This is a genomic window from Shewanella sp. MF08487, from assembly GCF_050848685.1.
Taxonomy (GTDB): Bacteria; Pseudomonadota; Gammaproteobacteria; order Enterobacterales; family Shewanellaceae; genus Shewanella; species Shewanella glacialipiscicola.
In genome coordinates this window covers 45,758-66,863 of the sequence record NZ_JBOZPB010000017.1, presented here as the reverse complement: position 1 = coordinate 66,863, position 21,106 = coordinate 45,758, and the positions used below count along the sequence as shown (strand labels likewise).

Genomic DNA, 21,106 nt, shown 5'->3' with positions numbered 1-21,106 from the left:
TAAGCGTCACTATGAGCTTAAAAAGAGAGGACGCATATCACGTTACAAATTTACGCGGTTAATCACTTCCCCCTTTAAAAAACCGTTCACATTTGCTACGGCAATATCGAGTAAACTTTGTCTAGCCTCTTTAGTCGCCCATGCGTTATGGGGGCTGATGCTGATATTGGGCGCATGCAATAAGGGATTATCCGCACAGGGCGGCTCGGTTGATAACACATCGACACCGGCAAATAAGCGATTTTGAATAAGCGCGGCGGCAAGCGCGGCCTCATCAATTAATCCACCGCGCGCGGTATTAATCAGCAAGGCTTTGGGCTTCATCAACGCAAGGGTTTGTTGGTTGATAAACTGCTCAGTTTCGGGGCTGAGCGGGCAATGCAGCGAAATAATATCGGATTCGCTAAGTACAGTATCACGCTCTACCCACCTCGCGCCTTGGGGTAAATCCTTGATGATTGAACGAGTATTGACAAGAACTTTCATCCCGAATGCGAGAGCGAGCGTTCCCACCTGCTGACCGATATCGCCATAACCTATTAAGCCTAAAGTCTTGCCTTTTAAAGATTGCAACGGCATTAAGGTAAAACAAAAATCCTTACTATTTACCCATTGACCATCGACCACGGCTTGATGATGAGCAGCTACCGCTTGGGTGTGATGCAAAATATGGGCAAACACCATTTGCGCGACAGCGTCGGGAGCATAGGCCGGCACATTGGTTACGACTATGCCACACGCTTTAGCAGCAGCTAAGTCGACAACATTAGTACCCGTCGCCAATACCCCGATATATTTCAGTGCAGGCAGCTGCGCCAATGTCTTAGCATTAAGCGGGGTTTTATTGGTTAGAATGATCTCGACACCTTGAGATCTCGTTATAATGTCATCACTTGCCGTGCGTGCAAAACAAGTAAACTCACCCAACTTTTCCAAGGATTGCCAACTGAGATCGCCTGGATTTAAGCTTTCACCATCGAGTATTACTATCTTCATGCCGCGAAATCTCCTTTACGATTAATTCAGGTAAGCGATGGACTAAAAACTCATTTTTAGTCCAAGGTTAGCCTGCGCTTGCCACATCACATCTGAAGTGATGTGCCATAGGCATTCGTTTTCATCACAAAAGAGCGCGCTATCACTGTTGATAAACGTTGCGTAGCCGCGGATATCGGCAAAAAGGCCCACGTTTGAGGTCACTTTATATTCAACCCCACCGCCAATTCCCATAGAGAAACGCGTTTCGTTTGACCAATCGTCAGGCTGCATACGTGTGACCCCAGCGCTGGCGGTAACATAGGGCTGCATATCGCCCTGGGGGAAATATAAGGTGCCACCTAAATGGATATAATCTAAGTCTAATGAGGTCAGGGTATTTGGCGTAAACATGCCATTACTTTTCAGCTCAGAGGCTTGACGGCTATATAGCAAATAAATGTTGCCAGGATCTTTGGTGTTCACTCCCAGCATCAAACCGTAATGACTAGACTCTTCAATCTTCACGCTTTCATTACCACTGGTCTGCGCAGTGTTAACCTCTACTTGACTCACATCAAATTGACCGCCACCTAGACTATAACCACCAAAAGGTGCGACGAAAACGTCAGCCTGCGCGAACATTGCCACCGGTAACAAAGCGGTAAAAAGTAAAGCGTTATGTATAGATTTCATAAAGAATTCCTTATCTTTTATATGTCCAATTCAGCCAAATCTAACGCATACCACGCTCAGACTTGACTCTATCATAGGCGGCTTGAATATCCTGAGCCTTACGATTTGCCAGCTCCATCATTTCCGGTGGCAAACCTTTAGCCACTAACTTATCGGGATGATGTTCGTTCATCAACTTACGGTAAGCCCGTTTAACATCTTGATCACTGGCTTCGTCGGTAATACCCAACAAACTATAGGCATCGGTGACCGAGGTCTTATTGCCATTAGATGTTTGATTAAAACGAAACTCAGCCTGCCAGCGTTGAAGTAAAGCATCCAACTGCGAGCGACCATAACCTAACTCTTGTGCAATCGTCATCAAGATGGCGTGTTCAGCGGCATCCAGTTCACCATCGGACAACGCCGTTTGGATCTGGATTTCAATAAACATCTGCACGAGCTCTTTGCGTCCCATGGTAATCGCTCGGAAAGCTTGTAAGCTGCTACGTAAGTCAAAATCAGCTGATTTGCCCTCACGAAATGCCTGTTGCGCTTCTTTACGCGCCTCACCGGTTAAACGCATTTGGTCCATCAATAACGTCGCGATACGAATATCGGTTTCGGTCACGTGCCCTGACGCTTTAGCCACATGGCCCATCACGGCAAACGTGGTATTGAAGAAGATCGCCTGACGATTCTTAGCTTGACCCAGTATTTCTCGAAATCCTACGCCTGAAGACGCACGTTTATCGTAGAGATGACCGAGCCATAAACCCAATAATGCACCAAAGATACGACCGAACATAAAGCCAATAACAAACCCAAAAAACTTACCCCAAAGCCGCATCTTATATCCTGATATTTATAATGTGTTAAATATGCCCGCGCAATTGAGACAAAATACGCTACGCATCTAGATTGACATGTTAGTTTGCAATGTTAACTCAAGCGCCTGTAAACGTGGAATAGTGCCCACATCGCACCAAAGTCCGTCAAACAAAGCACCGGTCACGCGGCCCTCCGCCATTTGTGCTTTCAACAAGGGCGCCAAAGCAAAAGCCCCCGCTGGCGAGTCGTTAAAGAATCTGGGATGATATATGCCCATACCCGAAAACGTATATTTTTTATCGCCCAGCTCATTCACTCGATCACCACTCAAAGCAAAGTCGCCCTGCGGATGCTGCTGCGGATTAGGCACCAGCCAGAGGTGGGCCAGCATCCCCTTGGCAAGCGGCGTGATTGGTGGCAAAGCATCAATAAACACATCACCATTAATCACTAAAAAGGGTTCATTACTTCCACCCTCACATAATAAAGGCAAAGCTTGTTTGATGCCGCCGCCCGTTTCGAGCGCATGCTCCTCAGCACTATATTGAATTCGTACACCCAAATGACTGCCATCGCCTAAGGCTTCGACTAGCTTATGCCCAAGCCAAGCATAGTTTATAACGATATCGACTATGCCTAACGCGGCGAGTTTTTCAATATGGTAAACAATCAACGGTTTACCCAATACTGGCACCATAGGTTTAGGCAAAGTGTCAGTTAATGGCCGTAAGCGTTCACCGCGTCCTGCCGCCAAAATCATTGCTCTCATGACTTAACCTCAGTTAAAGGCTCAGTCGATGCAAACGCTGGTAGCACTCGGCGAGTCAACCACAGTGCCAATGGTGCTAACTCAGAATACTTCATTGCAATATCAACAACATAGGTTAAGGCTAGCGGAATATCGGCCATATAAGCGGGTTTACTATCACGATAATTTAATCTCGCAAAAATCCCCACAGCCTTGATGTGGCGTTGCAAGCCCATAAGGTCAAACCAAGTTTGATATTGGTCAAAGCCAGTCTCTAGCGGAATAAATGCATGGGCTAGGGCTTGCTGATAATGATACTGCATCAAATCGGTGACAAGTGCCTGTGGCCAACGAATATAACAGTCACGCAGCAGCGATACAGCGTCATAAGTCACTGGGCCAACAACAGCATCTTGGAAGTCAATAACGCACAACTCGCCTGCTTGCAGCATTAAATTACGACTGTGAAAATCCCGATGCATTCCCACGCTAGGCTGGGATAGTGCATTGGCGACAAGGTAATCAAAGCTCTGATTTAGCAATTGTTGCTCATCATCGCTTAAAGACAGACTAAGGTGGGTGCCTAACAACCACTCAGTAAAAATATGCAATTCACGGCGAACAAAGGCTTCATTGTAGTACGGTAATGCGTGAATTAGACCGCTATTAACTTCTTGGCTCTCTACTACTGAGGCGATTTGCGGCAGTAAATCGAGCGCCTGACGATAATACTGCCCCACATTTTGTGCATTAAGCACAGATAACAGCTGGGTATCGCCTAAATCTGTCATCAACATAAAACCTTGTGCCGTATCAGCATGGATCACTTTTGGAACTGTCAATCCCACTGCGGCATAAGCATTGGACAAAGAAATAAACGGTCCGATAGGCACAAGATCCGGTGGTGAATCTGCTGCGATAAAGCTGGCATCAGGGGTAAATATTCTAAAGTAACGTCTGAAGCTCGCATCACCGGAAATCAACACAGGTGTCACTTCATCGGAAAAATAAGCCTTCAGCCACTGATTTAAGGAAAGAAATCTCGGATCGGATAAAGTCATTTCATGGCTCTTAAAGAAAAATTGCTTTATTATAGCTGGCATATAATTTGGAAACAGCTAAGAAATCGAGAGATTTATTTAACGATGTTGCATATGTACATTGCAACTTTCCCCATCGATACTTGTCCAGACTAAGAAATCATAATTACTGACCTAAAGATGCAGATCCGTTACTTTCTGGCCTTGAGCCTGTTACCGCAATTAGTCCTGGCAGACGACTCTCCAACCGCTTCAGCATCTCAATGCTTAATCGAACCGCCAGTACCCCGTATCGTATCTCAAACTCAGGGGATGACCGCTGCCGAGCTGAGTAAAATTCGTATCACGTCTGATAACACTAATGCCGAAATGGGCAAACAAGCCATTTTCAGTGGAGATGTACTTTTTAGCCAAGGCGATAGACATATAGCCGCTGATGAAGCGATTTTAGACCAAGCGACCGAACAGTTTGATGCCAATGGTAATTTAGTCTTTCAAGACAGTAATTTCACCGTCACCGCCGAATCTTTACAAGCACAAATGCGATCGAATCGCGCCACGTTACAAGGGGCGCAATATTGGCTACATGGCCAACAAGTGCACGGCGATGCTGAAAAACTGCAAATTACCCTCAATAACAATTTAATTTTGACCAATACCAACTTTACAACTTGTCCGCCAGACAATGTGTCTTGGTTGCTTGAAGCTGAAAAAATCAAAATCAACAGTGAAGAAGAATGGGGCGAAATTTGGAATGCTAAATTAAGAATTCACGGCGTACCCGTATTCTACATTCCTTATATGACCATTCCCGTTTCAGATAAACGAAAATCGGGTTTTCTCTACCCCAGCTTTAGTACCAGCACCACCAATGGCGTTGAGTTCTCGGTGCCTTATTACTGGAATATTGCGCCAGAATATGATTTAACCTTTACCCCGAGTTATATGTCTAACCGTGGTTTATTCACTAAGACTGAGTTTCGCTATTTAGCGGGTGATCGTCAAAATGGACGCTTAAATTTAGAGTATTTAGGCGATGACGAACTCATCAGTGGCAACCCTAATCGTTACCTATATAACTGGCAACATCAGGGGGCTATTGATAAAAATTGGCGTGTATTGGCTAATTTTACTGATGTCTCAGATAACAATTACTTCAATGACTTAAATTCAGATGTTAACCGTGCAACAGATAACCAGTTATCACGGATTGGCGAAATTAGTTACTTTGAAAGAAACTGGGATCTCAGCACTCGAGTACAAGATATTAAAGTGCTCGGTGAAGACGAAAAGCCTTATCAGGTGATGCCGCAGGTCAACCTTAATTATCGTGCCGACGATTTTTGGAATAGCTTAGATTTTGGCTTTAATTCAGAGCTAACGAATTTTGCCCATCAAGACAACAACATCAATACGGCGACACGTTTACATATGTCACCAAGCGTTACCCTACCGATTCATGGGCCTTCAGGTTCGCTCACCAGCCAAGTTAAGCTGATGCAAACTAACTATTGGCAGCAAAATGTAGATCCAAACAGGGTTATTGATGATACGGTAAGCCGTACACTGCCTCAGGTACGCATTAATGGTCAGATTAACTTCGAACGTTTTACTGAGTTATTCGATGAGAACTATCGCCAAACACTTGAACCTCAATTTCAATATCTTTATGTCGGCTACGAAGATCAACGTGGTATCGGCATTTATGATACCGCCCAATTACAGGACGACTACTTTGGTCTGTTCCGTGATCGTCGTTTTTCAGGGCTCGATCGTATTTCTGATGCAAATCAAGCGACTTTGGGTATAACTACGCGTTTGTTAGACGATCACAATCAAGAAGTCACTAAATTTAGCCTAGGCCAAATTTTTTATCTTCAAGACAGTAAAGTCGGTTACGAAGATAGTATTTTTGAATCAAACCAATCAACATCAGTACTCGCCGCAGAATTAGATACTCGTTTAGCGCGGGATTGGTATATGGGCGCCGCGATTCAATACGATACTAATACTAGCGAAAATAAAAAAACCGAAGTCACCTTAGACTTCAGGCCTGAAGTGAACAAACTACTGCAATTGAGTTATCGCTACGTACCCGATTTATTGAACTCAAATACTAATGATACGGTTAATATTTCCCAAGCTGGCGTGCGTGGAGCTTGGCCAATTACTGACAACTTTTATTTTGTCGGTAACTGGTATTACGACTTGAATGAAGACCGCAGTATAGAAACCTATACTGGTATTCAATATGAATCATGCTGTTACGCATTGCGATTTAGTTATCACTACCGTATTAAAACCAATTACGATGACAACATAGGCTCAGCGGCTATCGACAGTCGTGAACAATTTGACAGCGGATTTTACTTGAATTTAGTCATTAAAGGACTCGGTGGTTCTGGCCCATTAGGCGTATCCGATATGCTGGATGACGGCTTGTTTAACTATAGAAAACCGCTTTATCTGAGGAATTAGTAAAGAATTGTGATAGATTGCTGAACCTCAACAAGGACTGAGAGTCCAAACAGGTTAATGAGTGCTTTATGATGTGCCTTTTGTTAACGCTGACAAAAGCAGATATTAAAGGTTAGCTTGGCACTCAAATGCATCGCCCAAAAATTACATTAAGGTAACTCGCTGTAATTTCGATATAAATGGTAAGATTAATTTAATTAAGCCGTCGAACCTGACCTTAGAACGTGCCAAGGATTTTGTGGATGAAACCCAGTAAACATCTAATTTTTGCTTTATTTGCACTCGCTATGAGCCAATCTACATTGGCAGCACCAGAGCCACTTGACCGTGTTGCGGTCCAAATTAACGACGGCATAGTGCTAGAAAGTGAAATCATCAACATGATTGACACAGTAAAAGCCAATGCTAAAGCTGCGAATCAATCGTTACCTTCTGACAGCGCCCTGCGCACTCAGGTTATTGAACGCTTAATTCTGACACGTTTGCAGCTCCAAATGGCTGCTCGTATTGGCCTGAACATTGGCGATTTACAGCTAGACCAGGCGATTGAAAACATTGCCCGTGAGCAAAAAATATCTGTCGCTCAAATGCAACAGAAAATTGAAAGCGAAGGATTAAGCTTTAGCCAATATCGTGAACAATTACGTGAAGAAATTACCTTAGGTGAAATTCAGCGTATTCAAGTACAACGCCGTATTCAGGTATCTCCACAGGAAATTACCAGTTTAGTTAAGCTCATCCAAGAGCAAGGTATCAAAGATGTGGAATACCAAATTGGTCACATCTTGATTGATGTCCCCAATGATCCAACCAGCGAGCAATTAGAAGCCTCCAGTAAACGCGCCAATATTGTATTGGAGCGTTTGAAAAAGGGTGAGGATTTCCGCAGTACTGCTATTGCTTCATCTTCAGGCCCAAAAGCTCTAGAAGGCGGTATTTGGGATTACATGAACATCAACGAAATGCCGACCCTATTCGCCGAAGTCATTAATGGCGCAAAAACCGGCGATATTTTCGGCCCAATCAAAAGTGGTGCTGGTTTCCATATCATCAAAATTATGGATGCCCGTGGTCTGCAAACAAAAGAAATTGAAGAAGTAAGAGCACGTCACATTCTGCTTAAGCCATCGCCAATTCTGTCTGAAGACCGTGCTAAAGCTATGCTTGAGCAATTCGTTAAGCAAATCCGTTCAGGCGAAGCTAAATTTGAAGATCTTGCGCGTCAGTATTCTGAAGATCCAGGTTCAGCCACTAAAGGTGGTGAGCTAGGTTGGGCAGAACCCAGCATTTATGTGCCAGAGTTTGCTCAAACACTCAATAGCTTAAAACCAGAGCAAATCAGTGAACCATTCCGTACCACTCACGGTTGGCACATTACCCAGTTAGAAGAACGCAGAAAAACCGACGCGACCGATCAGTTCAATAGTAATCGTGCGCATCAGTTAATATTCCGTCGTAAATTTAACGAAGAATTACAAAACTGGCTAGACGAAATGCGTTCAGACGCATACATTGAAATCTTCCAGCCAGAGACCAACCGAGGTTAATTCTAATTGAGCACTAAACGCATTGCCATTACCCCTGGCGAACCCGCTGGTATAGGCCCCGATTTAGTCGTACAACTCGCTCAGCAGGCTTGGCCTGCTGAGTTAGTCGTTTGTGCAGATCCTGAATTATTAACAAACCGTGCCAAACAACTTGGTTTGCAAGTGACCTTTCGTCCTTACCAGCCAAATCAACCGCCTAAACCGCAAAAAGCAAGCACCTTAACGATTGCGCCATTCAAGTTAGTCAGTGATGTAGTTTGTGGTCAGCTCGATGAGCAAAATAGTAGCTATGTGATTGAAACCCTGCGTTATGCCGGTGAGAAAAATATGAGCGGCGAGTTTGATGCCGTAGTGACAGGTCCGGTACACAAAGGGATTATTAATCAAGCGGGGATTTCCTTTAGCGGCCATACTGAATTTTTTGCCCATCAAGCAAATTGCCCCGATGTGGTAATGATGCTAGCAACGCCGGGATTGCAAGTGGCACTCGTGACCACGCACATCCCACTGGCCTATGTTGCAAAAGCGATAACGCGTCAGCGCCTACAGCATATTATCAAGATTTTGCATGCCGATCTCATTAGCAAATTTGGCATAGTTTCACCGAAGATTTATGTTTGTGGCCTCAATCCACATGCAGGTGAAGACGGTCATTTAGGGCGTGAAGAAATCGACGTAATTATTCCTGCACTCAACGAGTTGCGAGAAGAGTTCCAGATGCATATTGTCGGCCCATTACCGGCAGATACCCTATTCCAACCTAAATATTTACAGGATGCTGATGTCGTCTTGGCCATGTACCATGACCAAGGACTTCCCGTTCTCAAGTCACAAGGATTTGGCAAATCGGTAAACATTACCTTAGGTTTGCCTTATATTCGTACCTCGGTTGACCACGGTACGGCGCTCGATCTCGCGGGTACAGGCAAAGCCGATATTGGCAGTTTTGTTTGTGCTCTGAATAAAGCCATTGAGTTATCCTCAAAGAACTAACGATTACATTATTAATGAGCAGCAAAGTACATTTAGGCCACACGGCCAGAAAGCGTTTTGGACAAAACTTCCTTACCGACAGCAATGTGATTGATCGCATTGTGGGCGCAATTTCCCCCGATAATCATCATGTGATGGTAGAAATCGGTCCAGGTCTTGGCGCCTTAACTGAACCCGTTGCAGATGCTATTGATAATCTGACGGTTGTTGAACTTGACCGCGATCTGGTTGAGCGCTTGCATCAGCACCCAATACTTAAAGATAAACTGACCATCCATCAAGGTGATGCATTACAGTTTGATTTTGGTCAATTGAGTGTGCCAGGAAAAAAAATGAAAGTGTTCGGTAACTTACCTTACAACATTTCAACGCCGCTAATGTTCCATCTGTTTGAGTTTGCGGAACAGATTGAAACAATGCATTTTATGTTACAAAAAGAAGTGGTGCTGCGTTTATCAGCAAGCCCAGGCTGTAAAGCCTATGGCCGTTTAACTGTAATGGCGCAATACTTCTGCCAAGTGGTTCCGGTTCTTGAAGTGCCGCCCCACAGCTTTACTCCAGCACCAAAAGTCGATTCTGCGGTAGTCCGTTTGTTACCCTACGCCGTAAAGCCGTTCCCTTGTAAAGACGTAAAAGTGCTTCGCCACCTCTGCACTACGGCCTTCAACATGCGCCGTAAAACATTGCGAAATAACTTAAAACACATGCTATCTGATGCTGAATTTGAACAATTAGGCATAGATTCAAGTCAACGCCCTGAGCAAATCAGTGTTCAGCAATATGTAGCAATGGCTAACATGGTATGTGACAAGCAAGCATAAACCCGTCTTGGCACTTAGGTGCCCTTAGACCAAAGCTTAGGAACCACAATGAGCGCATTGGACACCTCCATTAGGGTCGAAGTCAAAACTGAGTATATAGAGCAGCAATCCTCGCCCGAGGATGAAAAATACCTATTCAGCTATACCATCACGATCATTAATTTAGGTGATAAAGCGGCAAAGCTAGAAACTCGCCACTGGATAATCACTGATGCCAACGGCAATATTAGTGAGGTCCAAGGTGCTGGTGTCGTCGGTGAAACACCCACCATAGCGCCTAATACAGCCTATCAATACACCAGCGGCACAGTGCTCGATACTCCACTAGGCATAATGCACGGCACTTATGGTATGGTCAGCGAATCGGGTGAACGTTTTCAGGCAACGATCCGTCCCTTCCGCTTAACAACGCCAGGGTTACTTCACTGATATATTAAGGAAGGGTTGCTGTGGCACATTATTTTGTTGGTGATATTCAAGGTTGTTTTACTGAGTTACAAAGAATACTCGCTAAAGTCGATTTTAATCCCTCCCGCGATGAACTCTGGGCCGTAGGCGATCTTGTTGCACGCGGTCCTGATTCCTTAGCCACTCTGCGCTTTTTCCGTTCTTTAGGCGATGCTGCTAAAACAGTATTAGGTAATCACGATCTACATTTATTAGCATTACACGGTAAGCTTAAACGGGCTAAACCCAGTGATAACCTAACTGAAATTCTGCAATCTCCCGATATTGAAGCCTCCATTGATTGGATTAGGCAGCAGCCACTTATGCGTGAGTTACCTGAGCATAAGATCATCATGAGCCATGCGGGTATACCGCCACAATGGTCATTAGGCGTATTAAGGCAAGAAACCGCGTTAGTCAGTGAGGCATTACAACAGAATGACTATTTAGAGGCATTAATAAGCCAAATGTACTCTGATACAGCGGATCAGTGGGATGCTACTGCGACAGGTATAACCAGATTACGTTATTGTATCAATGCATTAACACGCATGCGTTACCTCTATCTTGATGGCCGATTTAATTTTGATTGTAAGCAGCCACCAGAAAAGTGTACCAATCCTCAATTACGGCCTTGGTTTAATTTCCCCTCACCTTTGCGTGAGAGTCATACCCTAGTATTTGGACATTGGGCTGCACTGATGGGCAGGGTCAGCGACAATAAGCTAAAGGCTTTAGATACCGGATGTTGCTGGGGTGAACATTTAACCCTATGGCACCTCGAAAAAGACCAAATAATTACCCAAAAGAAGTTAAAAAAGAGTTAAACTAAAGTGAGTTAACGTCGATAACCCCTTGTACTGTCCCTGAATATAGTCCTGCTTTCATTTGGAAAAATATAATAAAAATCGGAGAATCCTATGAAGTTTAATGTAGCCACCAGAGTAATTGGCGGATTTGGTATTGTTATACTGTTACTCGTGCTGCTAGGATTCACGTCTTATCTCACCAACAATAGCCTCAAAGAAAGTTCGGCTATGATGCAAGAGTTAAGCTTGCCCGCGCTTAAATCGACCAATCATTTAAGTGAGACATTGAGTGAACAACAAAAACAGATCCTCATTGCCTACCACGCCCCAAAAGCGACAACGATCCCAAGTATCCGCGCAGTGTTCGACAGTCACACCTCTCGCTTTAAAGATGAAATAGCTAAGCTTTCTCAATTATTAAAAAATCACCCCAACTTTGGCTCTTTAACTACCCAATTGAATAGCAGTTTTTCTACCTTTGAACGCGACAGTCTGGCAATGTTTGCCGAACGAGAAGCGGCTTTAAGCAAGCAAGAACTGTTAATCGATCTGAAGAAAAAACTCGAAAATGCAGCCGATGATGCATCATCAGAATTGCTCGACATTGTTGATTTAGAAAGCAGTGACAACCCTGATTTACAGAGTATTGCGGCATCGGCAAGCGCCATAGACACCAGTCTGGGCAATATTATCACTACTATCGCAGACTTGGTGAGTAACGAAGAAGACAGCAAGCACGAACTGATTTCTAAAGAACTTGACTATATTCTTAGCGAGACCAAGAACAAACTGGATTATGTCAATCGCCACGGTCAAGGCATTATCGCAGCAGAGACTTTAAGTTCAGTGACCAAGGATATTGAAAAAGTATTAACGCTCGTCACTGGGCCGCAATCTATGCTGCAAGTGAAATCGAGCCAACTCAGTAACGCTAAAGAATCCATAGCAAAACTCAGCGTTATTGAAAAAGATGTCACCGTTATCAATGCCAATATGGATGATGTCAGCAATAATATCGAACTTATTGCAGCAAATATGAGCCGAGATACTATCGATAACATCGACTCAGCCAGCATGCAAACAACTCTAGTCGTGTTGATTGCTATTGTTGTCGCTGTCATAGTCAGCTTTGCTGTCGTCAACCCGCTAAAACGCTCACTAAGCCAGGTAAACCATGCACTTAACGTTTTAGCTTCGGGCAACCTAACTCACAAACTCGATGATTCTGGGCACGATGAATTTGCTGAACTTGCGAAGAATTGTAATCGCCTTGTCGACAGTCTGCGTAGTTTGATTATTGGTATTTTAGATCGCTCAAACCAACTTGCTGCAGCGGCCGAGCAAACTTCAGCTATTACAGCCCAGACCACGTCAGGCATTCAAGAGCAAAAAAGCCAAGTTGACCAAGTCGCCGCAGCCACAACGGAACTGAGCTCCAGTGCTCAGCAAGTCACGTTAAGTGCAGATGAAGCCCTTGAGCAAATTAAACAGGCTGACCAAGAAACGCAGCATATGCGCATCATTGCCGAGGAGAACAAACTGACTATTTTGGCATTAGCCGATGAAGTCGCCAAAGCAGGTCTAGTGATCAACAAAGTGCAATCAGATAGCGCATCCATTAGCTCTATCTTAGATGTGATCCGCAGTATTGCTGAGCAGACTAACCTACTCGCACTCAATGCCGCCATTGAAGCCGCTCGCGCGGGTGAGCAAGGCCGCGGTTTTGCGGTTGTTGCCGATGAGGTTCGTAATCTAGCCTCTCGTACTCAAGCATCAACAAGAGAAATCCAACAAATGATTGAAGTGCTACAACTGGGCGCAGAACAAGCCGTCGTTGCAATGGATATAGGCCGCGCGCAAGCCAATGCCTGTGTCGAGAAAACAGAGCAAACAAACATTGCACTGGAAACCATCAGTAAATCAGTCCACAGGGCCTATGATTCGGGTACTCACATCGCCCATGCAGCGCAGGAACAAAACTTAGTGAGCCAACAGGTATCTGAGAAACTTGAGCATATTGCGGCTATTTCAGAAGAAACTGCTATCGGCGCAGATCAAACCGCTCAATCTAGTCACCAAGTTGCTAAATTAGCCGAAGAACTGCAAGCTTCAGTCGGTGAGTTTAGGCTCTAATCGCGCTTTAAACGCAATCGAGACTCGCTAAGTGGCTTTCGATAACAGTCAAACTGCCGATGGTTTTTTACTCAACATACCGTATCGCACTGAGTTTAAATATAAAAATGCCGAACTAAAGTTCGGCATTTTTTTTAAGCTGTTACGCCAGTAAATAATGGCTCAGCCTGCTACTCTTCTTCGCCACCAGCTGCAGCGCCTAAACGCTCTTTAACTGCAGCAGTAATTGGGCTAGCACCATGACCATTGGCTTCAGCCCAAGCAAAAATTGTCACCCCATCAGCTTCGGCTACACTCAATTCATTAACTGACAAACGTTTAGCAACGAACTCACCCGCATCGTCAGCATTTACGCTATAGGCAGTCCTTAACAAACTCGCCCCATCGCAGCTGATACTACTGTAAATTTGACGTAATTTAACGCGGCTTTCTTTTAACTTTTTACGTAGGCGATTTTTATCGTTCGCTTTTACATAATCGCAAATACTCGCAATTAATGGATCTTCAGCTGCAACGGCAGCTGTAGGTACAGAAATATAACTAAATCCAATTAATGCAGCTAATGCTACAGGTATTAGACGCATCCGATACTCCTCAATACTTTCTTATTTTTTATAATTAATATTGTATGGGCTGCATCTATTATCTAAATAATGCCAATCTTTTGGTTTTAGTTCTCGTTCAACATCTAAGATAACAAGACAAAACGATCCCTTTTTCTAGGTTAACTATATGTCCAATAGGATAAAACACATCCGATTAAGCTACACCGCATACACTCAGGGTACACAACACAGCCATTAATTTAACACCTTTTACTTAAGGTGATAAAGCGATATTCCAATCCTTCCGTACTTTTACCCGATAAAGACGCTATTTCATGCCAAGAACCGTCATCCCACACTGGGAAAAAAGTATCTCCTTCAACTTCAAGATTAATTTGCGTTAAATATAGAGTATCCGCGTAAGGTAATAACTCGGCATAAAGCTGACCGCCGCCAATGATGACGAGTTCTTCGCAATCACCAACAATATCTTTAGCGGCATCAAAGGACGTAACACAGGTTACCCCTGTGATGACAAGATCTGTTTGCCGTGAAATGACGATGTTATGTCGGCCAGGAAGCGGTCTACCGATAGACTCAAAGGTCTTACGCCCCATAACGACTGGCTTACCTAGGGTGATAGCCTTAAAGTGGCGTAAATCCTCTGGCAGATGCCATGGCATTTTATTATTTTTCCCGATAACTCGATTGTTTGCCATCGCGGCTATCATAGCAATACGCATGTTTACTCCTTTATGTAGACAAATCATTAAATGATAAAACAGCTCCCTAAAATGCTGCTTATGTGGCTGAGTTCAACACCAATCAGCTTAAAATAAAGGCGGCTTATAAGCGATAAATCGTAATAAGCACACACTCTAGGCTAATTTTAAGCTGAATAATCAATTGTACTAAAGCAATAACGGCTTTAAAGTCATAAAAGTTTAGGATAAAAAATAATGCTGAGGTTAATCGCATACTTACCCATACAAAATCGGGTAGTGATACACAAACGAGGAAATAAGGCGGTTAATGCGAAGAGATTAAAAATGATAGAACAATTTAAACTGGTGAGATTTAAAATCTAAACTAGGCGCCAGTTGATTTTTAACTAAATCAGCTGGCGCCTAGGTTAACAAGCGTTGTACAGCACGTACAACATGGCGAGTCATATCACTTTAAGTATCAGCGTTACACATAACTCGCGCAATTCATGCAATCACATTATCTTTGGTAAATAACTTCTACATCGTAGTCGTCATCATCAAAGTCGTCATCATCATCTTCATCGACATAATCTTCATTCAATGAATCAATATTAGCTTGATGATAATTATCCCACTTGAATTCGACTTCGCTATCAGGATCGACGTTATTGTCTTCAGGTGGTAGGCTCGCAATGTAATCAAGCAGTTTTAATGCTAACTCACTGGTACCATGACGATTATAGGCAGAAACCGTGTAGACATCGCCTTCCCAGTTCATTTCTTTAACGATACGATCAACTTTTTCTTGCAGATCTTCTTCAAGCAGTAGATCGGTTTTGTTAAAGACTAACCAGCGTGGCTTACCCGCTAATTTTGGTGAGTATTTTTCAAGCTCACCCACGATTGCGCGCGCAGACTCAACCGGATCGGTTCCGTCAATAGGCTCAATATCGATAATGTGTAGCAAAATACGACAACGCTCAAGATGCTTTAAGAAGCGAATACCTAAACCCGCACCATCGGCAGCGCCTTCAATCAAGCCAGGAATATCGGCAATCACAAAGCTTTGACCTGGACGAGGATTTACTACGCCTAAGTTTGGCACAAGAGTAGTAAACGGATAGTCAGCCACTTTAGGTGTTGCACGGGAAACGGCACGAATAAATGTCGACTTACCCGCGTTAGGCATGCCTAGCAAACCCACGTCAGCCAACAGTAACAACTCTAATTTAAGGCTACGAACTTCACCTGGTGTTCCTAATGTCTTTTGACGTGGAGCACGGTTAGTACTGCTCTTAAAACGGGTGTTACCTAAACCATGGAAACCACCTTTGGCAACCAATAGCTTTTGGCCATGGGTAGTAAGATCCCCAAGCACTTCTTCAGTATCATGGTCAACCGCGCGCGTACCGACAGGAACTTTTAAGATCAAATCTTTACCGCTATGACCGGTACAATCACGGCCACGACCATTCTCGCCACGTTCAGCCATGTGAAAACGTTCAAAACGGAACTCGATCAAGGTGTTGAAGTTTTCATCAGCCTGCAAAAAAACACTGCCGCCATCACCACCATCACCACCATCAGGACCACCATCAGGTACATACTTTTCGCGCCTAAAGCTAACACAACCGCTACCGCCGTCGCCTGCTTCGACCCTAATTACTGCCTCATCGACAAACTTCATACTTACTCCTGGCACCACTGAATGAAGCAATTATACTGTCTAACTTCATTGGTCGCCAAAAAACTCGAGATACTTTGCTCCCAATCTTACCTGTCAATGCGGTTTTTTGGTAATTGATTACCCAAAACAGCCATTTACACGGTGTAAATAGAAGCACAAAAAACAGAAAGCCCCACCAATGGCGGGGCTTTAACAGTATAGGCTAGATTCGAAAATTAAGCTTCGATGCTAATAAACTTACGGTTATTAGCGCCTTTAACTTCGAATTTAACTTTACCGTCAGTCAGAGCAAACAAAGTATGGTCACGACCAATACCTACGTTTACACCAGCGTGGAATTTAGTACCACGTTGACGAACGATAATGTTACCAGCTAGAACTGATTCACCGCCAAAGCGCTTAACACCTAGACGTTTACTTTCTGAATCGCGGCCGTTACGAGTAGAACCGCCAGCTTTTTTATGTGCCATGAGTTAGACTCCTATTTATGCGTTGATAGCAGTAATTTTAACTTCAGTGAACCACTGACGGTGGCCCATCTTCTTGTCGTGATGCTTACGACGACGGAACTTGATGATAGTAACTTTATCACCACGACCGTGACTTACAACTTCAGCAATGACTTTACCGCCAGCAACTAAAGGAGCACCAACATGAACTGTTTCGCCATCAGCGATCAAAAGAACTTGATCAAACTCGATAGTAGAACCAGTTTCAACTTCTAACTTTTCTAAACGAACAGTGTGGCCTGGGGCTACACGGTGTTGTTTACCACCACTTTGAAAAACAGCGTACATAGCTATTTTACTCCAATTCCTAACACGCGGGCTCATTCTTGGATGAGGCAGGGTGCTATAAAAAACTTTATTGACAATGGGCGCGGAGTTTACGCGAAGAACCTCACTCTGGCAACCCCTAATTAGGAAAGAATAAAAAAAGACCGGATTAACTCTCACATTAGTTGAGCTAGTGCTGTCATATGTCAAAATTTTAGGTAAAATTCATTTAATTATAATACGTGAGCCTAAACAGGGGCCGATACGCATGACCCCACAACCAGAGTCTATTATGGATTTAAACGCTATTCGTCAACTGGCTGACACTGATATGCAAGCAGTCAATCAGCTGATATATAAACAGCTTGAATCAGATGTCGCCCTAATTAATCAATTAGGATTTTACATTATCAATGGTGGTGGTAAACGTCTTCGTCCTCTGCTATCGGTATTAGCCGCACGTGCGGTGAGTTATGAAGGTGAAGCACATCTTAAGCTTGCGGCGATTATTGAGTTTATCCATACAGCATCATTACTGCACGATGATGTAGTTGATGAATCAACATTACGCCGGGGGCGCGAAACCGCCAACGCACTGTTTGGCAATAGCGCCAGCGTACTGGTCGGTGACTTCCTTTACACGCGCTCGTTTCAAATGATGACTGAACTCGATAACATGAGAGTGCTTAGAGTGCTGGCTGATACAACCAACGTACTGGCTGAAGGTGAAGTATTGCAATTGATGAATTGCAACGATCCAGACACAACTGAAGAAAGTTATATGCGGGTCATCTATTGCAAAACAGCCAAGTTATTTGAAGCGGCAACTTTACTCGCTGCGGTCTTAGCAGATGCAACGCCAGAGCAAGAAACGGCACTAGGTAACTATGGTAAATATCTTGGTACAGCCTTTCAGCTCACGGACGATTTACTCGACTATACCGCTGACAGTGACGATCTAGGCAAGAACATAGGTGATGACCTTGCTGAAGGTAAACCCACTCTGCCGCTCATCTATGCCATTGCCCATGGTACAGACGAAGAGAAACAGCTCATACGTCAAGCAATAGAACAAGGTGATGGCACACAAGCTATAGATAAAATAGTTGCAGCATTGCACCATTGCGGCGCTTTAAACTATACCCAGCAAAAAGCGATTGAAGAGTCAGAAAAAGCCATTGCGGCACTGTCTATTCTGCCAGAGAGCGACTACAAGCAAGCTTTAGTTACACTCGCTAAAATCTCGGTCGACCGTAATCACTAATTATTCGCTAATGTAGTCTTTATCGCCCAATAAAAAAGGTCTTATTAAATAATACCTTTTTTATTGTCTACTCAGCCTTTAATCCTCAGATTAAACCTGCCAAAGAATAGGCGCTTCGTCCCGTTCAAGTAATAGTTGATTCACTTTAGAAAAATGTCCACAACCAAAAAAGCCACGGTAAGCCGATAAAGGAGAAGGATGTGGCCCTGTAAGCACATGATGTTGCGGTGCGGTGATCACTTGACCCTTTTTGATCGCATGGCTGCCCCAAAGTATGAAAATAATCGGCCGCCTTTGACGATTTAATAATGCTAACGCTGCGGTCGTAAACGTTTCCCACCCGGCTTTAGCATGGGAATGCGCCTTACCTTGCTCAACCGTTAGCACAGTATTAAGCATCAACACTCCCTGCTCCGCCCATGCAGACAAGTCACCGTGAGATGGTATTGAAAAGCCAGCAATATCCGTCGTCAATTCCTTGTACATATTGGCTAAGGAAGGCGGCGGTTTAATACCACGCTTAACCGAAAAACATAAACCATGGGCTTGGTTTGGGCCGTGATAAGGATCTTGGCCAATCAAAACCACTCTGACTTGTTCAAGGGGCGTCATACTAAAAGCATTGAAAACATCAGCCTCAGATGGATAAACCACTTTCCCTGCCCTGCGTTCATTGTCTACAAATGCACTTAGTTGCTGAAAATAAGGCAAAGCCCTTTGCTCATCGATAAATGTTTGCCATGTCGCCTGAGTCACGATTTTACTTCCTCAATCCTATTATCGGGTTAGCTTAAAAGTCCTTTGGTAGAATGGCAAGTTTGAAGGTTATGCTTGTCGATAATTGATACGGCTATGTTTGCAGTGTTTCGCTTTAAGACTTTCAATTTAAAACATTCGAATTTAAATGCTATAGTGCGCCCATTCTCGCACTGTCTAATTACGCCATGATGATCCAACATTCTGATAAATTGATACAACGACATCAAACGGGTTTCACCTTAATAGAGCTTGTAGTGGTAATCATAGTGCTCGGTATTTTAGCGGTAGTGGCTCTGCCAAAATTTATCAATGTGCAGCAAGATGCGCAAATCGCTACAGTCAAAGCCACTGGCGGTGGCTTTAAGTCAGCCATCAATCTGGCGCGCTCCGTTTGGGCGGTAAAAGTGGGATCAGGTCCAAAAGAAGACTTACCTGTATTTGGCACGGCGCAATCTGAACAAGTGGATTTCAACGCCTTCGGCTGGCCTGCACAGCACTATATCTTTGGTAATGAAGCCTCACCGTCGCTTGATAATGTCGAAGACTGTATATCGGTATGGGAAGTGTTATTTCAAAACACTCAACCCAGTGTCTCGCGCTTAAATGTTGATGCGACAGAAACAGACTACAAAGCCAGTTATACCAATCCTGGCCAGTGCACTTATTTCTATCGAACAAACGACAAACTGTCGATTAATTATGACTCCCAAACCGGAGTCGTCATTACCGACACAGATCCCAATAGTTAATGCCTGACGATTCCTTCTTACGTCAATTAAGTTAGAATCGAACTTTAATCTGTTACTTTTTAGAGTGAACGCCATGACCGACACGAGCAACACCACCATTTACGAACTTGCCGATCAGTTTATTGCCTTAGCCAATCAGCTAAGCCAACAAGAAGCAGATGTAGGTAAAGTTGGCACTGCACTCCGTTTTGCTGCGGCACGCTTTAACGCCTTCGAAGCCGCGATTAAATCAGCGGATCTCGGCGCCGAGAAAGAAAGCGCATTAGAATGGTTTAGTAGTGAATTTAAAGAAATGCTGAGTGATAACTTAGACGATCACATCGCAAATCCTCCTATCACCCAAGAAACTATCGCCGAAGAGTCTGACAATTCAGTGCAAATGTTTAAAGGCTAATAGCCGCTTTATTCCCTCTCTTACAAACAAAAAACGCCATCAATTGATGGCGTTTTGATTTTAGCTATCTGATAATTCGCTTACAGTGTATACATCACCCTGATAGCCAGCAGTATTAATACCACGCCAGACAACTTATCAATTAACCCTGCCTTTTCCCGTAACTTAGGCAACACGCTTGAATGGGACAACAACAAAGCAATAAGCGTATACCAAAGACCATCGACCACTAAAGGCGTAAAGATGATTAATGCTTTTGCCGTTATGCTATCGGCCACCATGACGAATTGGCTGAAAAGCGCGAGGAAAAACAACATTATCTTAGGATTAAATAAAGAAATGGCGATACCGTCACGGGCGGCGGTTAGAGTATCAGTTGCTTCACCTGCGGCAAATTTAGCTTGCATGCCACCGTTTGAGCGCAGCGCTTGAATTCCGATCCAAGCCAGATATAACGCCCCAATAATTGCAATTCCATTAAATACTAAGGGCGCCTTTTTAAGGACTGCGGCTAAACCGAGCAAGGTCACCAGTGCATAAATCCCAATGCCAATCGAATGTGCCCATGCGCAAACAATCCCCTTTCCTCGTCCACCGCCTAATGTGTGGCGCACCACCATAGCTAAACTGGGGCCAGGCGACATCGCGCCCAAACAACAAATGGCCAATAGCCCTAACCAGGTACTCATACTCATTAAAACATCCTACCCCGTATAAAAAGGCTCATT

The 21,106-nt window shown here is 44.0% G+C and carries 22 protein-coding genes; 10 read left to right on the top strand and 12 right to left on the bottom strand.

Annotation, left to right across the window (positions count from 1 at the left end; all coding sequences use genetic code 11):
- Positions 1 to 42: 42 nt before the first annotated feature.
- The 5 genes from ACRN9H_RS12705 to ACRN9H_RS12685 form a co-directional block, all read right to left on the bottom strand.
- Positions 43 to 996: a D-2-hydroxyacid dehydrogenase gene (locus ACRN9H_RS12705; protein WP_432314154.1), complete on the bottom strand. Its 954-nt coding sequence runs from the start codon at positions 994 to 996 to the stop codon at positions 43 to 45.
- Between the two features lie 42 nt (positions 997 to 1,038).
- Positions 1,039 to 1,671, bottom strand: coding sequence for an outer membrane beta-barrel protein (locus ACRN9H_RS12700; RefSeq protein WP_432314152.1), 633 nt, complete (start codon positions 1,669 to 1,671; stop codon positions 1,039 to 1,041).
- 40 nt (positions 1,672 to 1,711) lie between these two features.
- Positions 1,712 to 2,500 carry a co-chaperone DjlA gene (gene djlA / locus ACRN9H_RS12695; RefSeq protein ID WP_432314150.1) on the bottom strand — a complete coding sequence of 263 codons (789 nt, stop codon included), beginning with the start codon at positions 2,498 to 2,500 and terminating at the stop codon, positions 1,712 to 1,714.
- Positions 2,501 to 2,566: 66 nt separating this feature from the next.
- Complete coding sequence (murU, locus tag ACRN9H_RS12690) at positions 2,567 to 3,250, bottom strand: N-acetylmuramate alpha-1-phosphate uridylyltransferase MurU (RefSeq protein WP_432314148.1); 684 nt, start codon at positions 3,248 to 3,250, stop codon at positions 2,567 to 2,569.
- Positions 3,247 to 4,290: an aminoglycoside phosphotransferase family protein gene (locus tag ACRN9H_RS12685; RefSeq protein ID WP_432314147.1), complete on the bottom strand. Its 1,044-nt coding sequence runs from the start codon at positions 4,288 to 4,290 to the stop codon at positions 3,247 to 3,249. The genes murU and ACRN9H_RS12685 overlap by 4 nt, the downstream gene beginning before the upstream one ends.
- Positions 4,291 to 4,449: 159 nt before the next feature.
- On the opposite strand from ACRN9H_RS12685, the gene lptD reads away from it, so the two are divergent.
- From lptD to ACRN9H_RS12650, 7 genes are all read left to right on the top strand, one after another.
- Entirely contained in the window at positions 4,450 to 6,747 is a 2,298-nt protein-coding gene (gene lptD, locus ACRN9H_RS12680) for an LPS assembly protein LptD (RefSeq protein WP_432314145.1), read from the top strand.
- Positions 6,748 to 6,989: 242 nt separating this feature from the next.
- Positions 6,990 to 8,294 (top strand): peptidylprolyl isomerase SurA, encoded by a 1,305-nt coding sequence (gene surA, locus ACRN9H_RS12675; RefSeq protein WP_220774521.1) that lies wholly within the window; start codon positions 6,990 to 6,992, stop codon positions 8,292 to 8,294.
- Positions 8,295 to 8,300: 6 nt separating this feature from the next.
- The gene (gene pdxA / locus ACRN9H_RS12670; protein ID WP_432314143.1) at positions 8,301 to 9,287 is read left to right on the top strand and encodes a 4-hydroxythreonine-4-phosphate dehydrogenase PdxA; all 987 of its coding nucleotides are present in this window, start codon (positions 8,301 to 8,303) and stop codon (positions 9,285 to 9,287) included.
- 14 nt (positions 9,288 to 9,301) lie between these two features.
- Positions 9,302 to 10,108, top strand: a complete 807-nt coding sequence (gene rsmA, locus ACRN9H_RS12665) for a 16S rRNA (adenine(1518)-N(6)/adenine(1519)-N(6))-dimethyltransferase RsmA (protein ID WP_076500968.1) — start codon at positions 9,302 to 9,304, stop codon at positions 10,106 to 10,108.
- 48 nt (positions 10,109 to 10,156) lie between these two features.
- Positions 10,157 to 10,537: a Co2+/Mg2+ efflux protein ApaG gene (apaG, locus tag ACRN9H_RS12660; protein ID WP_432314141.1), complete on the top strand. Its 381-nt coding sequence runs from the start codon at positions 10,157 to 10,159 to the stop codon at positions 10,535 to 10,537.
- Positions 10,538 to 10,557: 20 nt separating this feature from the next.
- Complete coding sequence (locus tag ACRN9H_RS12655; RefSeq protein WP_432314139.1) at positions 10,558 to 11,382, top strand: symmetrical bis(5'-nucleosyl)-tetraphosphatase; 825 nt, start codon at positions 10,558 to 10,560, stop codon at positions 11,380 to 11,382.
- A 93-nt stretch (positions 11,383 to 11,475) separates the two neighbouring features.
- Complete coding sequence (locus ACRN9H_RS12650) at positions 11,476 to 13,497, top strand: methyl-accepting chemotaxis protein (protein ID WP_432314137.1); 2,022 nt, start codon at positions 11,476 to 11,478, stop codon at positions 13,495 to 13,497.
- A 170-nt stretch (positions 13,498 to 13,667) separates the two neighbouring features.
- Here the strand turns inward: ACRN9H_RS12650 and ACRN9H_RS12645 are convergent, their stop codons facing one another.
- The 5 genes from ACRN9H_RS12645 to rplU form a co-directional block, all read right to left on the bottom strand.
- Positions 13,668 to 14,081 carry a DUF3718 domain-containing protein gene (locus ACRN9H_RS12645; protein ID WP_432314135.1) on the bottom strand — a complete coding sequence of 138 codons (414 nt, stop codon included), beginning with the start codon at positions 14,079 to 14,081 and terminating at the stop codon, positions 13,668 to 13,670.
- Positions 14,082 to 14,302: 221 nt separating this feature from the next.
- A complete protein-coding gene (gene folA / locus ACRN9H_RS12640) occupies positions 14,303 to 14,785 on the bottom strand; it encodes a type 3 dihydrofolate reductase (protein ID WP_432314133.1) in 483 nt (160 codons plus the stop codon).
- A 481-nt stretch (positions 14,786 to 15,266) separates the two neighbouring features.
- On the bottom strand, positions 15,267 to 16,436 hold the full coding sequence (gene cgtA, locus ACRN9H_RS12635) for an Obg family GTPase CgtA (RefSeq protein ID WP_432314131.1): 1,170 nt from the start codon (positions 16,434 to 16,436) through the stop codon (positions 15,267 to 15,269).
- A 215-nt stretch (positions 16,437 to 16,651) separates the two neighbouring features.
- On the bottom strand, positions 16,652 to 16,906 hold the full coding sequence (rpmA, locus tag ACRN9H_RS12630; RefSeq protein ID WP_006080527.1) for a 50S ribosomal protein L27: 255 nt from the start codon (positions 16,904 to 16,906) through the stop codon (positions 16,652 to 16,654).
- A 15-nt stretch (positions 16,907 to 16,921) separates the two neighbouring features.
- On the bottom strand, positions 16,922 to 17,233 hold the full coding sequence (gene rplU / locus ACRN9H_RS12625; RefSeq protein WP_076500982.1) for a 50S ribosomal protein L21: 312 nt from the start codon (positions 17,231 to 17,233) through the stop codon (positions 16,922 to 16,924).
- Between the two features lie 271 nt (positions 17,234 to 17,504).
- Here rplU and ispB point away from each other — a divergent pair, with 271 nt between their 5' ends.
- A complete protein-coding gene (gene ispB / locus ACRN9H_RS12620; RefSeq protein ID WP_432314216.1) occupies positions 17,505 to 18,476 on the top strand; it encodes an octaprenyl diphosphate synthase in 972 nt (323 codons plus the stop codon).
- A gap of 90 nt (positions 18,477 to 18,566) precedes the next feature.
- Here the strand turns inward: ispB and ung are convergent, their stop codons facing one another.
- A complete protein-coding gene (gene ung, locus ACRN9H_RS12615; protein ID WP_432314129.1) occupies positions 18,567 to 19,232 on the bottom strand; it encodes a uracil-DNA glycosylase in 666 nt (221 codons plus the stop codon).
- Positions 19,233 to 19,420: 188 nt separating this feature from the next.
- On the opposite strand from ung, the gene ACRN9H_RS12610 reads away from it, so the two are divergent.
- Both ACRN9H_RS12610 and ACRN9H_RS12605 read left to right on the top strand, forming a co-directional pair.
- Complete coding sequence (locus ACRN9H_RS12610) at positions 19,421 to 19,984, top strand: pilus assembly FimT family protein (protein WP_432314127.1); 564 nt, start codon at positions 19,421 to 19,423, stop codon at positions 19,982 to 19,984.
- A gap of 73 nt (positions 19,985 to 20,057) precedes the next feature.
- Positions 20,058 to 20,378 carry a DUF3144 domain-containing protein gene (locus tag ACRN9H_RS12605; RefSeq protein WP_432314125.1) on the top strand — a complete coding sequence of 107 codons (321 nt, stop codon included), beginning with the start codon at positions 20,058 to 20,060 and terminating at the stop codon, positions 20,376 to 20,378.
- An 80-nt stretch (positions 20,379 to 20,458) separates the two neighbouring features.
- Here the strand turns inward: ACRN9H_RS12605 and ACRN9H_RS12600 are convergent, their stop codons facing one another.
- The gene (locus ACRN9H_RS12600; protein ID WP_432314123.1) at positions 20,459 to 21,073 is read right to left on the bottom strand and encodes a LysE family translocator; all 615 of its coding nucleotides are present in this window, start codon (positions 21,071 to 21,073) and stop codon (positions 20,459 to 20,461) included.
- Positions 21,074 to 21,106 lie beyond the last annotated feature (33 nt).

What these genes read in the sequence shown, in the direction of transcription:
- ACRN9H_RS12610 (WP_432314127.1), top strand. Translation starts at nt 19,421, where the DNA reads ATGATGATCCAACATTCTGATAAATTGATACAACGACATCAAACGGGT.
- murU (WP_432314148.1), bottom strand. Translation starts at nt 3,250, where the DNA reads ATGAGAGCAATGATTTTGGCGGCAGGACGCGGTGAACGCTTACGGCCA.
- ACRN9H_RS12605 (WP_432314125.1), top strand. Translation starts at nt 20,058, where the DNA reads ATGACCGACACGAGCAACACCACCATTTACGAACTTGCCGATCAGTTT.
- surA (WP_220774521.1), top strand. Translation starts at nt 6,990, where the DNA reads ATGAAACCCAGTAAACATCTAATTTTTGCTTTATTTGCACTCGCTATG.
- folA (WP_432314133.1), bottom strand. Translation starts at nt 14,785, where the DNA reads ATGCGTATTGCTATGATAGCCGCGATGGCAAACAATCGAGTTATCGGG.
- rpmA (WP_006080527.1), bottom strand. Translation starts at nt 16,906, where the DNA reads ATGGCACATAAAAAAGCTGGCGGTTCTACTCGTAACGGCCGCGATTCA.
- ACRN9H_RS12685 (WP_432314147.1), bottom strand. Translation starts at nt 4,290, where the DNA reads ATGACTTTATCCGATCCGAGATTTCTTTCCTTAAATCAGTGGCTGAAG.
- rplU (WP_076500982.1), bottom strand. Translation starts at nt 17,233, where the DNA reads ATGTACGCTGTTTTTCAAAGTGGTGGTAAACAACACCGTGTAGCCCCA.
- ACRN9H_RS12600 (WP_432314123.1), bottom strand. Translation starts at nt 21,073, where the DNA reads ATGAGTATGAGTACCTGGTTAGGGCTATTGGCCATTTGTTGTTTGGGC.
- ACRN9H_RS12645 (WP_432314135.1), bottom strand. Translation starts at nt 14,081, where the DNA reads ATGCGTCTAATACCTGTAGCATTAGCTGCATTAATTGGATTTAGTTAT.
- apaG (WP_432314141.1), top strand. Translation starts at nt 10,157, where the DNA reads ATGAGCGCATTGGACACCTCCATTAGGGTCGAAGTCAAAACTGAGTAT.
- ACRN9H_RS12705 (WP_432314154.1), bottom strand. Translation starts at nt 996, where the DNA reads ATGAAGATAGTAATACTCGATGGTGAAAGCTTAAATCCAGGCGATCTC.
- ACRN9H_RS12700 (WP_432314152.1), bottom strand. Translation starts at nt 1,671, where the DNA reads ATGAAATCTATACATAACGCTTTACTTTTTACCGCTTTGTTACCGGTG.
- lptD (WP_432314145.1), top strand. Translation starts at nt 4,450, where the DNA reads ATGCAGATCCGTTACTTTCTGGCCTTGAGCCTGTTACCGCAATTAGTC.
- ACRN9H_RS12650 (WP_432314137.1), top strand. Translation starts at nt 11,476, where the DNA reads ATGAAGTTTAATGTAGCCACCAGAGTAATTGGCGGATTTGGTATTGTT.
- djlA (WP_432314150.1), bottom strand. Translation starts at nt 2,500, where the DNA reads ATGCGGCTTTGGGGTAAGTTTTTTGGGTTTGTTATTGGCTTTATGTTC.
- ispB (WP_432314216.1), top strand. Translation starts at nt 17,505, where the DNA reads ATGGATTTAAACGCTATTCGTCAACTGGCTGACACTGATATGCAAGCA.
- rsmA (WP_076500968.1), top strand. Translation starts at nt 9,302, where the DNA reads ATGAGCAGCAAAGTACATTTAGGCCACACGGCCAGAAAGCGTTTTGGA.
- cgtA (WP_432314131.1), bottom strand. Translation starts at nt 16,436, where the DNA reads ATGAAGTTTGTCGATGAGGCAGTAATTAGGGTCGAAGCAGGCGACGGC.